We start from the raw sequence: 19,410 nt of genomic DNA, 5'->3' as shown, positions 1-19,410 counted from the left end.
CTTACTAGATGCTGCAATTAAGTTACTATCGTTGTCACGTCCCTCGATTTGCCGAAGCTGGACTGGTTTATCTGCCATCGCGAAACGCACGGTGGAACGTCACGCATCCGGTCCCTCCTGTCAGTCCACTCTCACCAGTTGTCCCGTGACGACCCCATCATTGTCTGAACTGTCACGAATTGACGTACGGCGTTCGGTATAAATCCGGCGGGCGAATTCATACGCACATTGGTGATTGGTAGCGTGAAGTATTTCAACTAGGACCGTAACCTTGCACGTAACATGGGTGTTGGTAACACAGGGGACAACGTTTCGAACCTCATCGACGATACGAGAGACCGGCTCTCGTCACTATCGGGACAGGAACTCTTCGCACTGCTCCTCCTCCTTGGAATCGCTATTCTCCTTATCGATCTCGTTCGTCGGCTGACGATGGGCGAGCTCGCACTGGGGCGACTCTGGCGATACACGTGGAACGGGCTGGTCGACTCACTGTACATCGCGCTGGCCGCAATCGGGCTCTCGATGACGTACAGTATCCTCAGATTCGCTAATTTCTCGCACGGCGACCTGGTCACGACCGGCGCGTTCTCCGGGTGGGCGGTCGCGTGGGTGATCGGCGGCTGGGGAATGTACGGTATCGGCGAACTCGTACTGTTCAGTCCGACGCCAGCGGGGCCGACGGGCGGCGAACTCGGCATGGACGTGTTGGCTTCGCCCGTCGCGATCCTGGTCGGACTCGTCGCGGCCGCGCTGTTGACGATCGGGGTCGCACTCGCCATCGATCGGCTCGTGTATAAACGCATGCGCGACACGGGTGGTATCCCGTTGCTGATCGCGAGCGTCGGGGTCGCGCTCGCGTTGCGATACATCATCGGCGTGTTCTGGACCGTCGAGTCACATTCGGCCACGGCGAGCGCGCCGATCATTGAGGACTTCCCCGACTGGATGTGGTGGGTTCCGTTCGACCGGGTTAACCTGCACGAACTGACGCTCGTGTTAATCGCGGTCGGTCTGATCATCGGACTCCACCTCCTCCTCCAGTACACGAAACTGGGGAAGGCGATGCGTGCGATGGCCGATAACAAGGATCTCGCGTTGATTACCGGGATCCCGACCGAACGAGTTATCTTCGCGACCTGGACGATCGGTGCGGGTCTCGCGGGCGTCGCGGGCTACCTCATCGTCCTCGATCGGGGCCAGTTCTCGATCAACATCGGCTGGTTCCTGCTGCTGTTGATCTTCGCCGCGGTGATCCTCGGCGGTATCGGCTCCATCTACGGGGCCCTGGTCGGCTCACTCGTGATCGGCCTCACGATCAACGTCTCGCTCGTGTGGATTCCGGCCGATATGAACGAAATCGCGGCGTTCACACTGATGATCCTGATCTTGATTATCAAGCCCGACGGGTTACTCGGGGGTGTTGAAACAGCATGAGCGAAACCGATCCTGACGGCGATCCCGAGACGGAAACGACGGACGGACCCGATAGCGCGGACGATTCGTCCGCGATGATCCGACCGAAGTGGCGGGAGGACCTCCTCCTGATCGCGAAGATCGTTCTCGCGACGTACGTCGGCTTCTTCGTCGTAGGCATCCTTTCCGGTGCCGGAATCAACTCGACGGTCGGGACGCTCCAGTCGATCACGTTCTGGGCCGCGCTCTTTGCGCTCGGTGCGCTCGCGCTCAACCTCCACTGGGGGTACACCGGCATGTTCAACATCGGCGTTGCCGGCTTCATGGCGATCGGCGCCTACACGATGTCTATCGCGATCGCCTCGCCGGACGGTTCGCCGGCCGGGTTCGGCTTGCCGATTCCGGTAGGAATCATCCTCGGGATGATCGCCGCCGGCATCGCCGGCCTCGTTCTCGTGATCCCGACGTTGCGGGTGCGGGCCGACTACTTCGCGATCGTTACGCTCGGGTTCTCCGAAATCGTCAGGCTGTCGGTCCAGTCGAGGAGCTTGCGGCGGATCGGCGACACCGAGTACGGCACCGGCGGCGGTCAGGGTATCAGGGCGACGCCCGTCGACAGCGTCATCCCGTGGCTGTTCGACCAACCGGTTATCGGGGACGTCGGTAATGTCTTCCTCGAGATCGGTGCGGCCATCGGCATCGCATCATCGGTGCTCATGCGCGGGATGTACACCGGCGTCCTGATCCTGTTCGTTATCGCGTTCTACATTCTCCTGACGCGGATCGCCTACTCGCCGTTTGGTCGCGTGTTGAAGGCCATTCGGGACGACGAACTCGCCGCCAAATCGCTGGGCAAGCGGACCGACCGGGCGAAGATCGTGGCGTTCGCGGTCGGCTGTGCGCTGATGGGACTTGTCGGCACGCTCTGGATGGGGAGTCGAACCCACATCAGCCCGGACAGCTTCATGCCGCTGATCACGTTCTACGTCTTCGTGGCGCTGATCGTCGGCGGGTCGGGATCGAACACTGGCAGCGTCATCGGCGGCTTCGCGTTCGCCGCCTTCATCTTCGAGGGGCCGCGATTCGTCCGAACGATCGTTCGGGAAAACCTCGGCACCGACTTCCCGCGAACCGCCTACGGCGCGTTCGCGGAACTCGGCGGCGGCGATCCGACGGCGATGATCGGGTACGTACTGTACCAGCAAGCCGACGAGGTCAGGTACATCCTCCTCGGCGTCGTGCTCATCGTGATCATGATCAAGCGCCCCGACGGCCTACTCGGCCACCGGAAGGAGATTTCGGCGGGAGTCGACCTGACTCGGCGAGGTGCGGTCGCCGACGGAGGGCGACCGGCTGTCGGCGGAGACACCGACGCAGCCGCTGCAGACGATCGCCAATCGAACACTGGAGACGACAACGACAGTCAGATGGAAACGAACGATCCAGATACAACGACCGCGGAGAACGGAGGCAAGGACCATGAGTGACGTTGAAACGGACGTCACCGAGGTAGCGTCCGAAGACTCCGAAAACGACACGGAAACAGCGAGTCACGCCGTCGACTCTCCGATACTGGCCGTCGAGAATCTGGAGAAACGCTTCGGCGGTATCGTCGCGGTTGACGGCGCAAGCTTTAGCGTCGAACGGGGATCGATCACCGGGTTGATCGGTCCGAACGGAGCCGGTAAGTCGACGACGTTCAACTGCATAACGGGCGTTCACACGCCCAACGAAGGCCGGGTCGTTTTCGACGGCGACGAGATCACCGGCCAGCAACCCCACCAGATCGCCAACCGCGGACTGGTCCGGACGTTCCAGATCGCCCGCGAACTGCCCGAGATGACCGTCCTCGAGAACATGATGCTCGCGCCGAAAAACCAGATCGGCGAGTCGCTGTGGCGATCGGTGCTCCCGCACTTCCGCGGCGAGATGGTCGAACAGGAAGAGCAACTCCGCGAACAAGCCTGGGAGATGCTCGAGTTCTTCGAGATCGACCACCTGGCCGAAGAGTACGCCGAGAACCTCTCCGGGGGCCAGCGGAAGCTGCTCGAACTCGCTCGGGCGCTCCAGACGGAGCCGGAGATGCTCATGCTCGACGAGCCGATGGCCGGCGTCAATCCGACGCTGGAACACAAGTTGCTGGAACACATCCACGAACTGCGCGAACAGGGGTACACCTTCCTCATCGTCGAGCACGATATGGACGTTATTATGAACAACTGCGAACGCGTCATCGTCATGCATCAGGGTGCCGTCCTCGACGAGGGGACACCGGCGGAGATCAAGGACAACGAACAGGTTATCGAGGCCTACCTTGGAGGTGAAATCTGATGGCGCTGCTCGATGTCGACGGGCTCGACGCCGGCTACGGCGACCTCCAGATCGTCGAGAACGTCGACCTGGCGGTCGACGCCGGCGAGTACGTGACGATTGTCGGTCCCAACGGGGCGGGCAAGTCGACGGTGATGAAATCGATCTTCGGCCTGACGACTCACATGGGCGGCTCGATTACGTTCTCGGACGAGGAGATCAGCGGCTACCGCCCGGAAGACATCATCACGACCGGCATCGGCTACGTCCCGCAGAACGGCAACATCTTCCCGTCGATGTCGGTCATGGAAAACCTCGAGATGGGAGCGTACATTCTGGACGAGGTCCCACAGGACCGTCTCGACCGGATCTTCAACCGGTTCCCGATCCTCGACGAGCGGCGCGGTCAGACCGCCGGGGACCTGAGCGGAGGCCAACAACAGATGCTCGCCATGGGGCGAGCGCTGATGCTCGATCCGGATCTCCTGTTACTCGACGAACCGAGCGCCGGGCTTGCTCCGGACCTCGTCGATGACATGTTCGATCGGATCGACCAGATCAACGAGGCCGGGACCAGTATTCTGCTGGTCGAGCAGAACGCGAAAGAGGCACTTCGGCGGTGCAGCCGGGGTTACGTGCTGGTCCAGGGGCAGAACAGATACGTCGACGAGGGCGACGCGTTGCTCGCGGACGAGCAGGTCCGTCAGGACTTCCTAGGCGGCTGAGATCGCGTCGGTCGGGAATCGGGGCGGTGGACGATATCGGTCTTTTCGCGGCCTCTCTCCCCGCTCGAGTGACGCGCCTCGAGCGGTCGTGTCCAATAATGCGTACAGTGAACCGCCTCGGGGTCAAGGCCCGAGGCACTCGGCCTGCTCTGCCTGTTGACCGTAGCAATCGTCGCTAGCCCGCCGGTTTCGTGGCCCGGTAACTGGTCTCCGTACTCGGGAGCCGGGGCTGTGCGACGGGTCGCCAAAAAATGGGTCGGTGTTTGTCGTTGGCGGTTGGCGGTTCGCCGCCCGTGTCCGTCGTCCGAGAGCCGTTTCAGGACTCGTACTCGATCGTATCTTCGACGTCGTAGCCGTCCTCGTGGTAGCGACCGATGTCGTAGGTAACGGCAACCTGGTCTCCGTTATCGTCGAAATCGACGGATCCGGAGGCACCGAGGTATTGAATTTCGTCGCCGTTTGCCGCCATCTCGAGTCCCTCGTCGAGGTTGCTCGGCCCGATCTCTTCGCCGCCAGGGTTGGCGACCTCGCGGACGTGCTCGGAAATCGTCGCTCCGTCGATTTCACCGCCGGCCAGCGTCGCGAGGATGAGCACGGCGGTCGCGTCGTACGCCTGGCCGTTGAACACGCCGGGCTCGCGACCGAACTCGTCTTCGTACATATCGGTGAATGCGTCTCTTCCCGGCCCGCGGGCGGATGGGGCGGTTCCCATCACGTTCTCCATCGGGTTATCGACCTGCCCGGGCAGGGACGGGTCGATGAGGCCGTCGGGCACGAGGATCGTCGTTCCGTCGTCGAAGTCGGAGTAGAAATCCCGGAAGATAACCTGACCGCTTTCCGGGTAGCCGACGACCATCAGCAGGTCCGGCTCCTCGCCGATCGTGCTCTCGAGTTCGGAGTCGTAGGAGGGTTGCTCGGGTTCGAACGGCACCTCCTCGAGGACTTCGGCACCGCGGTCCTCACAGCCGGCGACGAATTCGTCGTTGAGCCCCTGTCCGTAGTCGTTGTTCAGGTACAACGTGGCGATCTCTTCGGCGCCTTCCTGCTCGACGGCGATCTCGGCCATCGCGTCGCCCTGCCAGGCGTCACTCGGGGCCGTCCGCAGCAGCCAGTTTCCGTCCATGTCGGTGATATCGGGAGAGGTACTCGCCGGCGAAATCGCGACGACCTCGTTCGGGATCCAGACGTCCTCCGCGCAGGTGATCGTCACGTCGGACGCCGCTGCACCGGTAACTGCCGGATAACCGGCATCGAGCAGCGCTTCGGCCCGATTTACACCGACGTCCGGAGTCGTTTCGGTATCCTCCCGTCGGAGGTCGATACTGAAATCGACGCCCTCGTTCTCGAGTTGGATGGTCGGGAGTTCGGCACCGTCCGCGATCGGCGTCCCCAGGTCGCCGAGGTCTCCGGATTCGGGCTGAAGAACGCCGATTCTCGCGTCGGCGTCTTCGCCGTTGTCTCCTGCACCAAGCGCGTCCAGACACCCTGCAAGAGAGAGTGTTCCCGTTGCACCAATCCCAGCAACTACCTGCCTCCTGTTAACAGTACGCACCATACTACTCAGTAGTGAGTATCAGTATAAAGGATTTATGTGAGTAACCCGATAAATAATGGCTGTTGAAAAGGTGATTCTGCGGACGACCATCTCTCTCGGGAGACGATCGTTGAGTATCGCCGTACGGTAGAAATTACGCCGTTACTGTACTATATATCGGCAGGCACGAATATACGATCGAATGACTGTTAACGACTCGATCACGACCGGGAGAGTCGAAATCCACGTGCCGGCTCGAATTGCAGAACGTTTTTCATTTGCGTCATCGTTTCTCCGCCCAATGAACGCTATCTGGAGCGATCGATCATGACAATGGAAGACCGGATAGACGAACTCGAGCAGCGACGCGAGGAGGCTCGCCTCGGCGGGGGCGAGGAGCGAATCGAGAAGCAACACGACAAGGGGAAGATGACCGCCCGCGAGCGGATCGATTACTTCCTCGACGAGGGGACGTTCACCGAATTCGATCAGCTTCGGACCCACCAGACGAGCCAGTTCGGGATGGAAGAGAAGAAGGTTCCCGGCGACGGCGTCGTGACGGGTTACGGGGAGGTCAACGGCCGCACCGTCTTCGTCTTCGCCCACGACTTCACTGTCTTCGGCGGTTCGCTCGGCGAGGTCTTCGCCGAAAAAATTTGTAAAGTCATGGATATGGCGATGGAGGTCGGAGCCCCCGTCGTCGGACTCAACGACTCCGCCGGCGCTCGCATTCAGGAAGGGGTCAAGAGCCTCGCCGGCTTTACCGAAATCTTCCGTCGAAATCAGGAAGCGAGCGGCGTCATCCCGCAGATTTCGGGGATCATGGGCCCCTGTGCTGGCGGTGCCGTCTACTCGCCGTCGATCACCGACTTCATCTTCATGGTGAAAGACACGAGCCACATGTACATCACCGGTCCCGGCGTCACCAAGACCGTCACCGGCGAGGAGGTCACCCACGAGGAACTGGGCGGCGCGATGACCCACGCCAACAAAACGGGGGTCGCTCAGTTTGCCTGCGAGAGCGAAGAACAGGCCCTCGACGACATCAAGCGGCTCCTCTCCTATCTCCCCCAGAACAACGTCGAGGACCCGCCCCGAGTCGAGCCATGGGACGATCGGGACCGCCGCGACGAGGAACTCAAGAGCATCGTCCCGCCGAGTCCGCAGAAACCCTACGACATGACCGACGTCATCGATAGCGTCGTCGACGAGGGCTCGTTCTTCGAGGTCGCGGACAACTTCGCACAGAACATCGTCGTCGGCTTCGGCCGTCTGGACGGCCGGTCGGTCGGTCTCGTTGCGAACCAGCCGCGAGTCAACGCCGGAACGCTCACCGTCGACGCCTCGATGAAGGGGTCGCGATTCGTCCGCTTCTGTGACTCCTTTAACATCCCCATCGTCACCTTTGTGGATGTCCCCGGCTACATGCCCGGGACCGATCAGGAACACCGGGGGATCATCCGCCACGGTGCGAAACTGCTCTACGCGTACGCCGAAGCGACCGTTCCCCTCCTGACGGTCATCACGCGGAAGGCCTACGGCGGCGCCTACTGCGTCATGGCCTCGAAGAACCTCGGCGCAGACGTCAACTACGCCTGGCCGACGGCCGAAATCGCCGTCATGGGCCCACAGGGAGCGGTCAACATCCTCTACCGGCAGGAACTCGCGGAGTCCGACAACCCCGACGAACTCCGGGACGAACTCATCGAGGAGTACCGCGAGGAGTTCGCCAACCCCTACACCGCGACGGACAAGGGCTTCCTCGACGACGTCATCGTTCCCACCGAAACCCGTCCGCGGCTGATCGACGACCTCGAGATGCTCGAGACGAAACGCGAGCAGAACCCGGACAAGAAACACGGAAACATCCCGCTCTAAGCTCCCCAGATGACCTCTCAACACCAGTCGGATCCCGGAACCGATGACGCTCGGGCCGAAGACACAGCGACTCGGCCGGCGGCAGGAGACGGAAACGGTACGCGGACCGAGTCGGCGGCCGCTCTCCTGTCGGGGGTCGAACTCGACGTTCCCGACACCGCGGACGACGAGGAGGCCGCCGCGATCGTGGCCGCGATCGGCGCTCATCTCCACGATCACGCGCTCGCAGCGGCTGCAGCGGCCGCGATCGAGGAGGAGACGTGGGACGGCAAGCGCTGGTCGTTCGGCGGTCGGGTCCGGGCACAACAACAACAACGGCGGGTTCGCGTCCCTCGAGACGCCCCGACGAACGCCTGGTCCGCTGCGGGGCGAACGGACCGGTTCTGACGGCAGCGACCCGACGGCCCGTACGGATTTCTCTCTTCTGGAGCGACTGCCGGTGGCCGCTCTCGCTCCCTTCGTCGCTCTCACCCGTGTGTTCCCTGTTATGACGGACAATGAATGCTATTAAGAGACCACACCCACAACCCTCGAGCATGGCCACGGAATCCGAGACGACGACGGACATGGGTGTTGGACTGGCGCTCGCGCTCAGCGCGGTTGCGACCATCGGTGCGTTGTTGATGTTTACCGGCGCACCGGATATCACGGCTGCCTGGGGATTCGCCGCGGCGATGATCTTCAGCGCACTGGCGGTCGTCGGCATTCACCTCTACTGGGAGTGACGGATTCGACTCGTCCTCGCCACTTCGTCACGTGATTCGAGCTGATTTCTCCGTTAACAGTTAAGAGCAACGGCGCCCTATCGATACCTACGGACGATGACCGACTACTCCGACGAAGAGCAGCGAATTCTCTCGTACCTCCGAGAGAGTGCCACCCGAGGTGAACAGTACTTCCGGGCGAAGAACATCGCGGACGCAATCGGACTCTCGTCGAAACAGGTCGGCGCCCGGCTCCCCCACCTTGCAGAGAAATCGGACGACGTCGATATCGAAAAATGGGGCCGTGCTCGCTCGACCACGTGGAGAGTTACAGTTAGCTAACTGACAGCCACGCGACGCGCCGATTGGGACGTTACTCCGAGCGCGGGCCGCGGTCTTTTTACTGCAGACGCCCGCAGTTAGAGACATGACTGTACAGGTCGACCGCTCGTTCGAGCTGTCGGCGTCACCCGAACGCGTCTGGGAGTTCATTTCGGATCCCGGGAACCGAGCCGAAGCGATCAGCGTCGTCCAGGAGTACACCGTCGACGATCCCGACGGGCGACGAGTCACCTGGCACGTCGAACTTCCGATCCCGCTCGTGCGCCGAACGGTGTCCGTCAAAACCGAAGACATCACGCTCGACCCGCCGAGATACGTCGAATTCGTCGGGAAATCGAAGGTGATGCAGGTCACCGGCGAACACGAGATCGTCGAGACCGACGACGGCGCGCGCCTCGAGAACCACTTCGTGGTCGACGGCAAGCTGCCGGGCGTCGAGAAGTTCTTCAAGCGGAACCTCGACGGCGAACTCGAGAACCTCCGGCGCGCGCTCGAACGGGATTTACAGCGGACCCAGTCCGAGGAGACGTGACGCATGCCCGTCCAAGAAGACGCAACCGCGACTGACGAGACCGGCGACGCGGTACAGCTCGCGCTCGCACAGCTTCGAATCGAGGCGACGGCGGTCGAGGCGAACGTCGACCGGGCGCTCGAGGCGGTGTCCCGAGCCGCCGAGCGCGGGGCCGATCTGGTCGCTCTCCCCGAACTGTTCACCGTCGGCTATTTCGCGTTCGACAGCTACCGGCGCTACGCCGAACCCCTCGAAGGGGAGACGCTTGGTCGGCTGCGGGACGCGGCGGCCGAGCACGGTATCGCCGTCCTCGCGGGGAGTATCGTCGAGGATCTGGCAGCCACCGAGTCGGTCGCGACGCCGGCCGACGAGGGACTCGCCAACACTGCCGTCCTGTTCGACGCAGCCGGCGACCGCCGACTGGTCTACCGCAAGCACCACCTCTTCGGCTACCAGTCGGCCGAGTCGGAGCTGCTCGTCCCGGGCGAGCGCATCGAGACGGCGGAAATCGGCGGCGTAACCGTGGCCGCGACGACCTGCTACGATCTGCGGTTTCCGGAACTGTACCGACAACTGATCGACGCCGGCGCGGAGCTGGTGCTCGTCCCCAGCGCGTGGCCCTACCCCCGAATCGAACACTGGCAGACGCTCTCTCGAGCCCGTGCGATCGAGAATCAGTGCTTCGTCGCGACGATCAACGGCTCCGGCCAGTTCCCGGACGCGGACGCGACGCTGCTCGGTCGATCGACCGTCTACGATCCGTGGGGGACCACGCTGGCCTCGAGCGGCGACGAGCCGACGCTGGTGATGTCCGAGCTCGATATCGGTGCGGTCGATCGGGTACGAACGGAGTTTCCGGCGCTTCGGGATCGGCGACTGTAGCGACAACTGACGGCTGTGCTGATACTGTCGGACAGCAGTCAATACGAAGTCGATCGCGAATTCGCGGCCGTTGCCGTCGGAGACGGCCGCAGTAGAGCGACCGATCGTCACGTCGTTCCGTTCGACAGTATGAAAACGGAAGCGGCCGACCGCTGACTTTTTATTCCGTGGTGCAATAATACGAGTGCCGGTTTACGGCGCTTTTCACGTCACGACCGGCACTGCGCGTCGCTCCGGCCCGTCGCCTGCTCGTTTCCCGGGAACGAGCTGCTCGCACCCGCCACCTCGTCTTCATCTCCACTCCGCCCACGCCCTTTCGTGTCCGTCGGCCCGCTGCGTGCCGAAATACAGCATCTGACAGTGTACCAACTCCTACCCAGCACCGCGTAGCTCAATCAGTATCTCACAGTTCAACCAGCACCGCGCAGCGAAGCGCCCGCAAAACCGCTCACACCCGATCGATATCCGCCGACTATCCGTCTGCAAGCGACCCGTTGCGAAAAAGTAAGGTAGTGGGTTCACGTGTGTTTTGCCAGGAATGTTCAGGAAGGTTCTCGTGGCGAACCGCGGAGAGATCGCCGTCCGCGTGATGCGAGCGTGTGAGGAGTTGAACATCGGAACCGTCGCGATCTACTCCGAGGCCGACAAGGACTCGGGACACGTCCGTTTCGCCGACGAGGCGTACAACGTCGGCCCGGCCCGCGCGGCCGATTCGTACCTCGATCACGAGGCCGTCATCGACGCGGCCCGCCAGGCGAACGCCGACGCCATCCACCCCGGCTACGGCTTCCTCGCGGAGAACGCCGAGTTCGCGGGCAAGGTCCAGGACGCCGACGGAATCACCTGGATCGGCCCCTCGAGCGACGCGATGGAATCGCTGGGCGAAAAGACCAAGGCCCGCAAGATCATGACCGAGGCCGACGTCCCGATCGTTCCGGGGACGACCGATCCCGTCACCGAACCCGAGGCGGTCAAACAGTTCGGCGAGGAACACGGCTACCCGATCGCCATCAAGGCCGAAGGCGGCGGCGGCGGCCGCGGCATGAAGGTCGTCTGGGACGAAAGCGAGGTCGAGGACCAACTCGAGAGCGCAAAGCGGGAGGGCGAGGCCTACTTCGACAACGACTCGGTCTACCTCGAGCGCTACTTGGAACAGCCCCGTCACATCGAGGTCCAGATCGTCGCCGACCAGCACGGCAACGTCCGCCACCTGGGCGAGCGCGACTGTTCGCTCCAGCGGCGTCACCAGAAGGTCATCGAAGAGGGTCCATCGGCAGCGCTGACCGACGAACTGCGCGAGAAGATCGGCGAAGCCGCCCGCCGGGGCGTCTCCGCGGCGGACTACACCAACGCCGGGACCGTCGAGTTCCTCGTCGAGGAAGAGCCCGGACGCGGCCCCGACGAACCGCTCGGTCCGGACGCGAACTTCTACTTCCTCGAGGTCAACACGCGAATTCAGGTCGAACACACCGTCACCGAGGAGATCACGGGTATCGACATCGTCAAGCGCCAGATTCGGATCGCCGCGGGCGAGGAGATCGACTTCGAACAGGACGACGTCGAGATCGATGGCCACGCGATCGAGTTCCGGATCAACGCCGAGAACGCGGCCAACGACTTCGCACCCGCGACCGGCGGTACGCTCGAGACGTACGATCCGCCGGGCGGGATCGGCGTCCGCATGGACGACGCACTCCGTCAGGGCGACGACCTCGTCACCGACTACGACTCGATGATCGCGAAGCTGATCGTCTGGGGCGAGGATCGCGAGGAGTGTCTCGAACGCTCGCTGCGGGCCCTGCGGGAGTACGAGATCGCGGGCATTCCGACGATCATCCCGTTCCACCGGCTGATGCTGACCGACGAGGAGTTCGTCGCCAGCACGCACACGACGAAGTACTTAGACGAGGAGATCAACGAGAGCCGCATCGAGGACGCCCAGGAGCAGTGGGGCGGCGACACCGGCGACGGTGCGAGCGGCGACGACGAGGAGTCCGTCGAGCGCGAGTTCACCGTCGAGGTCAACGGCAAGCGCTTCGAGGTCGAACTCGAGGAACACGGCGCGCCCGCGATCCCGACCGGGGACGTCGAAGCGGGCGGTCAGGCCAGCCCACCGGAGCCTGCGGGCGGCTCGAGCGCCGAGACCGAACTCGAAGGCGAGGGCGAGACCGTCGACGCCGAGATGCAGGGAACGATCCTCGACATCGAGGTCGAAGAGGGTGACGAGGTCGCCGCGGGCGACGTGCTCGTCGTCCTCGAGGCGATGAAGATGGAGAACGACATCGTCGCCTCCAAGGGCGGCACGGTGACCGAAATCGCCGTCGAAGAAGACCAGAGCGTCGATATGGGCGACGTGCTGGTCATCCTCGAGTAGGGAGCAAGGAGTAGCGAGTGGGAAGGACCCAGATCCACCAGCGGATTCGGGGTTTTCGATCGAGTTTTTATTCTCGCTTCAGGCGCCGTTTCGACCCTCGAGATCACGGGCAACCGGTGGTGGCTCTCGAGGCCAGCGCCGGAACTCGCCGAATAACAGCAGTGAATATGTGCGGGTCAATCCTGAAGCCGAGCCGCGCGAAACGCCGAGTGCACGCGGCCCGAACGAGTGCGGTTCGATACCGTGACGGGCCTCGTGGGAGATCGACCGTCGGACGATCAGTTCGCCGGGACGATCTCGTCTCGAGCGATCGGGCCGGGACGGAGCCACATCGGTCGGGAGAGCCCGCACTGGTGGTGCCTGGTCAGCCATTCGCGCTCCGGTTCCCGCCCGTCTCGTTTCTTGGGCTAGCGTTTACAGGGGAGAGCTATCGGTAGTCATACGGTTTACTGTAGTCAATGACCGTCGATCACTGACCCCGTCCCTGGTGATCGGCGGTACATAGTTACAGCAATCCGTATCAGTCACCGGTCGAGACGGTCTCCGAGGTATTCCACGGAAGCGGCCCGTCGTACCCGTCGGGAACGAACGGACAGAGCGGATCGCTCGCGCGCGGATCGCCGGCGTGGGCGAACGCACGCGATCGGCTCCCGCCACAGACGGTGCGGTACTGACAGGCTCCGCACTTGCCCGTTAGCTGGTCGCGGTCGCGCAACGACTCGAACAGCGACGACTCCCGGTAGATCTCGGTCACCGGCGTCTCGAGCACGTTTCCGGCCGATTTCGGTAGAAACCCTGATGGGAAGACTTCACCCGTGTGACTGACGAACGCGAAGCCGTCGCCCGCGATGATCCCCGTGCGTCGCCGAACGCCGTCGTTCGGTCTCGAGTCGTCGCCATCCCGCTGCCGGTCCCGTTCTCGCCGCTGGCGCTGCATCGAGACGCGCCGATACTGGGGGGCCTCCGTCGTCTTGAGACCGAACGGCTCCTCGTCGCTGACCTCGTCGAGCCAGGCCATCACCGCGTCGGCCTCGTCGGGATCGATCGGCTCTAAGATCGCGCCGCGACCGACGGGAACGAGGAAGAAGACGCTCCACATGACCGCGCCGATCTCCCGCAGGAGAGACCGTATGTCGGGGAGTTCGCCGACGGTCTGCCGGCAGACGGTGGTGTTGACCTGTACCGGAAGCCCCGCCGCTTTGGCGTCCTCGACGGCGCGAATCGTCTCCGCGAAACTGCCGTCTTCGCCGCGGAACGCGTCGTGTGTCTCGGGCGACGCGCCGTCGAGGCTGACGGCCATCCGCTTGAGTCCGGCGTCGGCCAGCCCGCGGATCCGATCCGCGGTCAACGACTGGGTGCCACTCGGCGTGATCGTCATTCGCAAGCCCAGTTCGTCGCCGTAGGCGATCAACTCCTCGACGTCGTCGCGGACGAGCGGGTCGCCGCCCGAGAGGACGACCAGTTGCCCCTCGCCGAACGCCGCAGCATCCTCGAGAAGCCGTTTCCCATCGGTGGTCGAGAGCTCATCGGGGTGGCGATCGAGTTGGGCGTCGGCCCGGCAGTGATCGCACGCGAGCCCGCAGGCCTGGGTGAGTTCCCAGATCAGCACGAGCGGTCTGTCTGCCGTATCGAGAGTGCCGGGGTGCATGGGTCGTTTGTCGGCGACGACCGGACGAAAAGCCGGTCGTTGTTCCTACCGGCTGGGAAGGCCGGCGAACCGGTTCGGCGAAAGGATGGAGGGTCCGCGTGCGGACTGAGGTGTGATTACGTTTGCGCTTTCAGTGTCGTCTTCGGTTCGTCCTCGATTTTGCGCCCACCGAACCGCTGACGTTCGCGCTCGCGCTCACGACCCGCCGTCGACGTACACGCGCGTCACGTGGCCGCCACAGCCACACCGGTCGACGTACTCGAGTTCGATCCCCTCGACCGTCGACTCGAGGACGTCCCAGAGATACGGTTCAGGACGACCGTGATCGCCGTGGGTCACGAGGTTGACGTGGGTCCCGCTCGCCGTCGCTTCGATCGCGTCGATGGCCTCCTCGACAACGAGATCGCGGTCGGCCGCGTGTCGGGGTTGCTCGAGGTTCGCCGACCACGAGACGTCGTGCTCGCGCCGGGTAACGGGTTCGACGGCGGGATCCGTGCTGTTGCTCATGGTCTCACTCGAGCGCCAACGGCCGTAAGAGCTGAGACGAATCCGTTCGGGTGCCCGTAGAACGTGTCGTCGCTCGGGGTCGGTCACGACCGGGGTGCAAACAGGAACGGGTACAGCAGGGCGATTCGATCGCCGTCCTCGAGTCTCGTCTCGAGTCCGTCCAGATTATCGCTGAACCGGCCGTTGATACAGATGCGGCCGTACGGTCTGGACTGGCCCTCGCCGTCCGGACGCCACCCCGGAAGCTCACCGGGCGGCCGAGCCCAGACCCGGGCCGTCGTGGCGAGTTCCCGTTCGGTATCGATACTGAGCATGTCTTCCATCGTGTACTCGGCGACGAACGCCTCGAGGAAGTCGCGGAGTTGTCGTCCCTCGAAGAAAAACTCGAGTTCGTGGGTGCCGACGACGTCGCGAACCCGACCGGTACAGCGAACCTCGACCGTCGTCGTGACCGCCGTCCGTTCGGATACCCCTCTGGCTGACATCGCATCCCGAACTCGAACCCGGAGTGACCAATAGGATTACCCGAACCCGTTCGGATCGACGGAGCGGAGCGCACTCACACGAGAACGCGCTCAACAACAGAACATGAAGGGGTGGATAAGGGCCACCCGGTCGCCGTCCTCGAGCGTCGTCTCAAACCCGTCGTAGTGCTCGTTGAACCGGCCGTTGATACAGACGCGAGCGTAGGGTCGGGTCTGGTCGCCCTCGGGATTCTTGCGCCAGGTTCCCGGTAGTTCGTCGGGGACCGGCGCCCAGCCGCGAGCGGTCGCATCGGCTTCGGTTTCGGCGATGAGCATGTCCTCGATCGGATACTCGTCGAAGAACGCCTCGAGAAACTCCCGGAGCCGACGGCCGTCGAAGGTAAACTCGAGTTCGTGAGTCCCGACGGCGTCGCGGACGTGGCCGGTACAGCGAACGGTGACCGTCGTCCGTCGTCGGGCTTGTCGACCCTGCTGGGTTTGTTCGGCTGTCATACTCGAGTGTACGCTCGCGACGAGTGAAAGCGCGGTTCCGAACGTGTTCGGACACAACGGGACGGCGATCGAACCCCAACTGCGAGTATGAACCACATTCCGGGCGGTCTCCGAACCGACCAGCAACCCCCGATGGCGATTCCGCTGGGACACTTCGTTCTCGGACTCGCGTTTCTCGTCGCGGGCGTCGTCGGCGGGACCGTCATGGCGGTCACGACGGTCCCGGGTCTCTCGAGTATCGCACACATCCACCTGCTGTTGATCGGGTGGATTGCGATCACGATCATGGGGGCGATGACGCAGTTCGTCCCCGTCTGGTCGGGCGTGACGATTCACTCGCGACGGCTCGCGGTCGTCCAGTTGGTGCTCGTCACCGTCGGACTGATCGGTTTCGTGGCCGGACTGCTCGCGACTGCACTGGCGTGGCTCCCCCTCGCGGGCGCGGCGATACTGCTTGGAATGGTGGTGTTCGTCTACAACGTCGGTCGAACGCTCCTTCGAGCGCGACCGCTCGATTTCACGGAGCGCCACTTCGCGTTCGCGCTCGGCTGTTTCGCGCTCGTCGCACCGCTCGGCTTCCTCCTCGCGCTCGACTTCACGACCTCGGTGTTCGAGGCCACGACGCTGACGAGAGGTGATATCCTGTACGTCCACGCGACCCTCGCGCTTTTCGGGGCTATCCTCGCGACGATCGTCGGCGCGCTCGTCCAGCTCACGACGATGTTCGCACAGGCCGATCGAACGCCGTTCGACGACCGGCTACTGGGGCTCGAGCAACTGTGTTTCCCGGCCGGACTGCTCGTCTTCGCTGCGGGCCGCGGACTGGGATCGGAGCCGATCGCTCGGGTCGGTGCGGTCGCCGTCCTCGTCGGGCTCGCCGCGTTCACCGTCGTCGTCGCGCGCCTCCTCGCGCGGTCGACGGTCGATCGGTCGCCGATGACTCGGCGGTACTGGGTCGTCGCCGCGTCGCTGTGGGCCTGGATCGCCCTCACCGCCTCCGCCTGGTGGCTCGAGCCGGTCGGGTACGAGACGCTGTTCGGTCATCCGGATGCCAGCAACGTGCTCGTCTTCGGCGTCTTCGGTTTCGTCGTCGTCGGTTCGCTCTATCACATCGTTCCGTTCATCATCTGGATGGAGCGCTACAGCGACCGACTCGGCTTCGAGCAGGTGCCGATGATCGACGATCTGTACGACGATCGGCTCGAGCGGGTCGATTTCGGGCTGACCGTCGTCGGGTTCGTCGGCATGAGCGCCGGGCCGCTGTTCGATCTGCCGACCGCGGTGACGGTCACGAGCGCCGCGCTCGCGACGCTCGGGTTCTGTCTCTTCGTGCTGAACATGCTCCTGACGATCCACCGACACGGCCCCGACGGTATCCGCGGGGTGATTACGGGCGTGTTCAACACGGAACGTTCGAGAGACGACGTCAGCGGAGCCGAAGAGATCAGCGTCGGCGGCTCGAATCCGTAGTCGTCGGCCCGGCCGATTCCGGTTCGAATTTGGGAGGGCGGTCTCTTCGAACGGATCGTTCGTTACCGGCCGTCTCACCGCGATCGCTCGACAAAAATTGAGTAGAGCACGGCGGCGTAAAGGACCGCACCGACCACCGCGAGCCAGCGACCGAACCCGACGAGCGTCGAAGCGGGGGCGAGCAGCCCGACAACCTCGAGACCGAGACCTCCAACCAGTGCCGCGACCGACGCGCTCGCAGTTCGGGTTCCGATTCCGGGGGTGGAGGCGACGGCCGGCGGATAGAAGTGGAAGGTAACACCGACGATCGTCAGTCCGACGAAGCCGCCGATCGCGAGGCGATAGTGGGCATCGAACGCGGTCGCCGGCACGCTCGTAGCGGAGAGGATCGCGAACGCGAGCCCCAGCACCGCGACCAGGATACCGTAGCAAGCCCCGGCGAGGACGGCCCGTCCACCGACCCGTCGGCGCTCGCTTCGCCGGTAGAGATCGGCGTACCCAACGGCGAAGCCGACGAGTGCAACTGACTGGAGTCCGGCACCAATGTGAAAGACCGGTCCCTCGCGGAAACCGACTGCGAGCAGCGCGGGGCCGACGATTCCGGTTCCTAAGACGATGCCGGCGAGCGTCGGACTCGTCGAGGCGACGAGCAGCCGCGGCAACAGCCGAAATCCGATCGCAAACACGAGCAGTGCCGCGGTTCCAGCAGCTACCAGGTGCGTCGTGGCAGGGCCGATCGCGGAGACCGGTGTCTCGATCCCGAACTCGGCCGCTAGCGGGAGCGCGGAGCCGACGAGCAGGTACGCGAACACGACGGGAACGGCGGCGTTCGCGAGCCGATCGACGCGCTTACGGTGAGTTTCGGTTGCCCCGGTCCCGGTTTCGCGGCCCGTCGGATTGTCCCGTACGGTCACGCCGAGCGCGATCACGAAAACGAGACAGCCGACGAACCAACTCGCCGCTCCGACGACCGCGACGGTCGGTGGACCGATTCCGATACCGGCCGCGAACGCGCCGATCGTTCCGACAAGCGCGAAGGGGAGATGTATCGCCGGTGCGCGCGGAACGGCCAGTTCGCGGGCGAAGTAGGACGGAATCAGCGTGTAGGCCTTCCCGAAGACGACGTGGAGGACGAATCCGAACACGCCGAGCGGAACCGTCGCCGCTCGCGGTAGGCCCGTCGCCACGGCGAGTTGCCACGCGACGAAGAAGCCGATACCAACCCCGACGAACGCGCGCGACCACCGCGTAACGGTTGCGGTCGCGTTCCTGGTCCGCGAACCCATCGCTCGTCAGAACGGCGACCGTTCGGTCGTCCCCGTCCGCTCGTCGTCCCGATCGGTCGACCGCTGGTCAATCGGGTCCCCCGGGACGGACCCGGTCTCCTGGAGCTCCGCCTCGAGTCGCTCGAGCGAGGCGTCGAGCGCGTCCGCCTGATGGTGCGACGGGTGGACGCGAACCCGGACGTGGTCGTACTCGTGGCGATCCGCGAGTCCGTTCCAGGCCCGGAACGCGCCCTTGATCAGGACATCCGCCTGCGGACAGAACTCGGTCGTGGGAGTGAACTCGGCTCGCAGGACGGACGGGTCGTCGGTCTCGACGGCGTAGCGAAAGCCCGCTTCGGGATGGCGCCGGTCGAGGTTGAGTCGCGCGAGGTTGTAGCCGAACGTCGCGTCGTACACGCCGCGTTCCTCGAACACCTCGCGGGTCAGTCGGTGAAACGCAGCGTGATCGTCGCCCGTGAGTACGTTCTGGCCCTCGAGAAACGGGCCGACATCGGGCACGTGCTCGGCGACGAACGCGTCCCACTCGTCGAACCCGTCGGAGCCGTCTCCGGTCTCGGTTGTCTCGGATCGACCGCGAGCGAATGGATTCATTTCGGGTGGAGAAACGTTCCCCACCGACCAGAACGATGTCCCGAACACGTTCCCTCGGTCTCGCTTCGCCGCGTGTCGATCGAGTTCGATAACGGATCCACAGCGGGGCGTGGCTCCCCGCGTGAGCGGAGCGGTTATCCCGACGGATTCCCGCGACTCGGGCGGTCCCAAGGACGGGTTGTATCCGAACTGTACACGAAACCGTTCAAACCGGGGTATTCTCTCCGTCCGAACATCGTTCTTGGTTCGATTACC

Annotated in this window: 19 protein-coding genes; 12 read left to right on the top strand and 7 right to left on the bottom strand. The window is 63.8% G+C overall.

Going from position 1 to position 19,410, the window contains the following annotated elements; translation table 11 throughout:
- The first annotated feature begins 282 nt into the window (after positions 1–282).
- The 4 genes from GS429_RS19970 to GS429_RS19955 are packed head-to-tail and all read left to right on the top strand — an operon-like array spanning position 283 to position 4,451.
- Entirely contained in the window at positions 283–1,437 is a 1,155-nt protein-coding gene (locus tag GS429_RS19970) for a branched-chain amino acid ABC transporter permease (protein WP_160067486.1), read from the top strand.
- Positions 1,434–2,903, top strand: coding sequence for a branched-chain amino acid ABC transporter permease (locus GS429_RS19965; RefSeq protein WP_160067484.1), 1,470 nt, complete (start codon positions 1,434–1,436; stop codon positions 2,901–2,903). Before GS429_RS19970 ends, GS429_RS19965 begins: the two co-directional genes overlap by 4 nt.
- Positions 2,896–3,747: an ABC transporter ATP-binding protein gene (locus GS429_RS19960; RefSeq protein ID WP_160067482.1), complete on the top strand. Its 852-nt coding sequence runs from the start codon at positions 2,896–2,898 to the stop codon at positions 3,745–3,747. Before GS429_RS19965 ends, GS429_RS19960 begins: the two co-directional genes overlap by 8 nt.
- The gene (locus GS429_RS19955) at positions 3,747–4,451 is read left to right on the top strand and encodes an ABC transporter ATP-binding protein (protein ID WP_160067480.1); all 705 of its coding nucleotides are present in this window, start codon (positions 3,747–3,749) and stop codon (positions 4,449–4,451) included. Before GS429_RS19960 ends, GS429_RS19955 begins: the two co-directional genes overlap by 1 nt.
- Positions 4,452–4,767: 316 nt before the next feature.
- Here GS429_RS19955 and GS429_RS19950 read toward each other — a convergent pair whose 3' ends face one another.
- On the bottom strand, positions 4,768–6,006 hold the full coding sequence (locus GS429_RS19950; protein WP_160067478.1) for an ABC transporter substrate-binding protein: 1,239 nt from the start codon (positions 6,004–6,006) through the stop codon (positions 4,768–4,770).
- A 312-nt stretch (positions 6,007–6,318) separates the two neighbouring features.
- On the opposite strand from GS429_RS19950, the gene GS429_RS19945 reads away from it, so the two are divergent.
- The 7 genes from GS429_RS19945 to GS429_RS19915 all read left to right on the top strand — a co-directional run bounded on the left by GS429_RS19945 (position 6,319) and on the right by GS429_RS19915 (position 12,676).
- The gene (locus GS429_RS19945; RefSeq protein ID WP_160067732.1) at positions 6,319–7,863 is read left to right on the top strand and encodes an acyl-CoA carboxylase subunit beta; all 1,545 of its coding nucleotides are present in this window, start codon (positions 6,319–6,321) and stop codon (positions 7,861–7,863) included.
- Between the two features lie 9 nt (positions 7,864–7,872).
- Positions 7,873–8,250: a DUF8022 family protein gene (locus GS429_RS19940; RefSeq protein ID WP_160067476.1), complete on the top strand. Its 378-nt coding sequence runs from the start codon at positions 7,873–7,875 to the stop codon at positions 8,248–8,250.
- A 149-nt stretch (positions 8,251–8,399) separates the two neighbouring features.
- Positions 8,400–8,588, top strand: a complete 189-nt coding sequence (locus GS429_RS19935) for a DUF7525 family protein (RefSeq protein WP_160067474.1) — start codon at positions 8,400–8,402, stop codon at positions 8,586–8,588.
- Between the two features lie 96 nt (positions 8,589–8,684).
- Positions 8,685–8,909, top strand: coding sequence for a DUF7123 family protein (locus GS429_RS19930; RefSeq protein ID WP_160067472.1), 225 nt, complete (start codon positions 8,685–8,687; stop codon positions 8,907–8,909).
- 85 nt (positions 8,910–8,994) lie between these two features.
- Positions 8,995–9,441 carry an SRPBCC family protein gene (locus tag GS429_RS19925; RefSeq protein ID WP_160067470.1) on the top strand — a complete coding sequence of 149 codons (447 nt, stop codon included), beginning with the start codon at positions 8,995–8,997 and terminating at the stop codon, positions 9,439–9,441.
- 3 nt (positions 9,442–9,444) lie between these two features.
- A complete protein-coding gene (locus GS429_RS19920; protein ID WP_160067468.1) occupies positions 9,445–10,302 on the top strand; it encodes a carbon-nitrogen family hydrolase in 858 nt (285 codons plus the stop codon).
- Between the two features lie 538 nt (positions 10,303–10,840).
- The gene (locus GS429_RS19915) at positions 10,841–12,676 is read left to right on the top strand and encodes an acetyl-CoA carboxylase biotin carboxylase subunit (protein ID WP_160067466.1); all 1,836 of its coding nucleotides are present in this window, start codon (positions 10,841–10,843) and stop codon (positions 12,674–12,676) included.
- 520 nt (positions 12,677–13,196) lie between these two features.
- Here GS429_RS19915 and GS429_RS19910 read toward each other — a convergent pair.
- The 4 genes from GS429_RS19910 to GS429_RS19895 form a co-directional block, all read right to left on the bottom strand.
- Positions 13,197–14,324: a TIGR04053 family radical SAM/SPASM domain-containing protein gene (locus GS429_RS19910; protein WP_160067464.1), complete on the bottom strand. Its 1,128-nt coding sequence runs from the start codon at positions 14,322–14,324 to the stop codon at positions 13,197–13,199.
- Positions 14,325–14,519: 195 nt separating this feature from the next.
- Entirely contained in the window at positions 14,520–14,831 is a 312-nt protein-coding gene (locus GS429_RS19905) for a CGCGG family putative rSAM-modified RiPP protein (RefSeq protein ID WP_160067462.1), read from the bottom strand.
- A gap of 83 nt (positions 14,832–14,914) precedes the next feature.
- Positions 14,915–15,316: a ubiquitin family protein gene (locus GS429_RS19900; protein WP_160067460.1), complete on the bottom strand. Its 402-nt coding sequence runs from the start codon at positions 15,314–15,316 to the stop codon at positions 14,915–14,917.
- 90 nt (positions 15,317–15,406) lie between these two features.
- On the bottom strand, positions 15,407–15,808 hold the full coding sequence (locus tag GS429_RS19895) for a MoaD/ThiS family protein (protein WP_160067458.1): 402 nt from the start codon (positions 15,806–15,808) through the stop codon (positions 15,407–15,409).
- Positions 15,809–15,895: 87 nt separating this feature from the next.
- Between GS429_RS19895 and GS429_RS19890 the strand changes: the two genes are divergently transcribed.
- On the top strand, positions 15,896–17,278 hold the full coding sequence (locus GS429_RS19890) for a hypothetical protein (RefSeq protein ID WP_235920869.1): 1,383 nt from the start codon (positions 15,896–15,898) through the stop codon (positions 17,276–17,278).
- Between the two features lie 74 nt (positions 17,279–17,352).
- Here GS429_RS19890 and GS429_RS19885 read toward each other — a convergent pair whose 3' ends face one another.
- Both GS429_RS19885 and GS429_RS19880 read right to left on the bottom strand, forming a co-directional pair.
- Entirely contained in the window at positions 17,353–18,564 is a 1,212-nt protein-coding gene (locus tag GS429_RS19885; RefSeq protein WP_160067456.1) for a hypothetical protein, read from the bottom strand.
- 6 nt (positions 18,565–18,570) lie between these two features.
- On the bottom strand, positions 18,571–19,155 hold the full coding sequence (locus GS429_RS19880; protein ID WP_160067454.1) for a DUF7998 family protein: 585 nt from the start codon (positions 19,153–19,155) through the stop codon (positions 18,571–18,573).
- Positions 19,156–19,410: the final 255 nt, after the last annotated feature.

Origin of the sequence: Natronorubrum halalkaliphilum (genome assembly GCF_009834785.1) — an archaeon.
GTDB lineage: Archaea > Halobacteriota > Halobacteria > Halobacteriales > Natrialbaceae > Natronorubrum > Natronorubrum halalkaliphilum.
Note: the sequence above shows the minus strand (reverse complement) of the source record. Positions and strands in the feature narration are given on the sequence as shown.

What these genes read in the sequence shown, in the direction of transcription:
- GS429_RS19970 (WP_160067486.1), top strand. Translation starts at nt 283, where the DNA reads ATGGGTGTTGGTAACACAGGGGACAACGTTTCGAACCTCATCGACGAT.
- GS429_RS19965 (WP_160067484.1), top strand. Translation starts at nt 1,434, where the DNA reads ATGAGCGAAACCGATCCTGACGGCGATCCCGAGACGGAAACGACGGAC.
- GS429_RS19960 (WP_160067482.1), top strand. Translation starts at nt 2,896, where the DNA reads ATGAGTGACGTTGAAACGGACGTCACCGAGGTAGCGTCCGAAGACTCC.
- GS429_RS19955 (WP_160067480.1), top strand. Translation starts at nt 3,747, where the DNA reads ATGGCGCTGCTCGATGTCGACGGGCTCGACGCCGGCTACGGCGACCTC.
- GS429_RS19950 (WP_160067478.1), bottom strand. Translation starts at nt 6,006, where the DNA reads ATGGTGCGTACTGTTAACAGGAGGCAGGTAGTTGCTGGGATTGGTGCA.
- GS429_RS19945 (WP_160067732.1), top strand. Translation starts at nt 6,319, where the DNA reads ATGGAAGACCGGATAGACGAACTCGAGCAGCGACGCGAGGAGGCTCGC.
- GS429_RS19940 (WP_160067476.1), top strand. Translation starts at nt 7,873, where the DNA reads ATGACCTCTCAACACCAGTCGGATCCCGGAACCGATGACGCTCGGGCC.
- GS429_RS19935 (WP_160067474.1), top strand. Translation starts at nt 8,400, where the DNA reads ATGGCCACGGAATCCGAGACGACGACGGACATGGGTGTTGGACTGGCG.
- GS429_RS19930 (WP_160067472.1), top strand. Translation starts at nt 8,685, where the DNA reads ATGACCGACTACTCCGACGAAGAGCAGCGAATTCTCTCGTACCTCCGA.
- GS429_RS19925 (WP_160067470.1), top strand. Translation starts at nt 8,995, where the DNA reads ATGACTGTACAGGTCGACCGCTCGTTCGAGCTGTCGGCGTCACCCGAA.
- GS429_RS19920 (WP_160067468.1), top strand. Translation starts at nt 9,445, where the DNA reads ATGCCCGTCCAAGAAGACGCAACCGCGACTGACGAGACCGGCGACGCG.
- GS429_RS19915 (WP_160067466.1), top strand. Translation starts at nt 10,841, where the DNA reads ATGTTCAGGAAGGTTCTCGTGGCGAACCGCGGAGAGATCGCCGTCCGC.
- GS429_RS19910 (WP_160067464.1), bottom strand. Translation starts at nt 14,324, where the DNA reads ATGCACCCCGGCACTCTCGATACGGCAGACAGACCGCTCGTGCTGATC.
- GS429_RS19905 (WP_160067462.1), bottom strand. Translation starts at nt 14,831, where the DNA reads ATGAGCAACAGCACGGATCCCGCCGTCGAACCCGTTACCCGGCGCGAG.
- GS429_RS19900 (WP_160067460.1), bottom strand. Translation starts at nt 15,316, where the DNA reads ATGTCAGCCAGAGGGGTATCCGAACGGACGGCGGTCACGACGACGGTC.
- GS429_RS19895 (WP_160067458.1), bottom strand. Translation starts at nt 15,808, where the DNA reads ATGACAGCCGAACAAACCCAGCAGGGTCGACAAGCCCGACGACGGACG.
- GS429_RS19890 (WP_235920869.1), top strand. Translation starts at nt 15,896, where the DNA reads ATGAACCACATTCCGGGCGGTCTCCGAACCGACCAGCAACCCCCGATG.
- GS429_RS19885 (WP_160067456.1), bottom strand. Translation starts at nt 18,564, where the DNA reads ATGGGTTCGCGGACCAGGAACGCGACCGCAACCGTTACGCGGTGGTCG.
- GS429_RS19880 (WP_160067454.1), bottom strand. Translation starts at nt 19,155, where the DNA reads ATGAATCCATTCGCTCGCGGTCGATCCGAGACAACCGAGACCGGAGAC.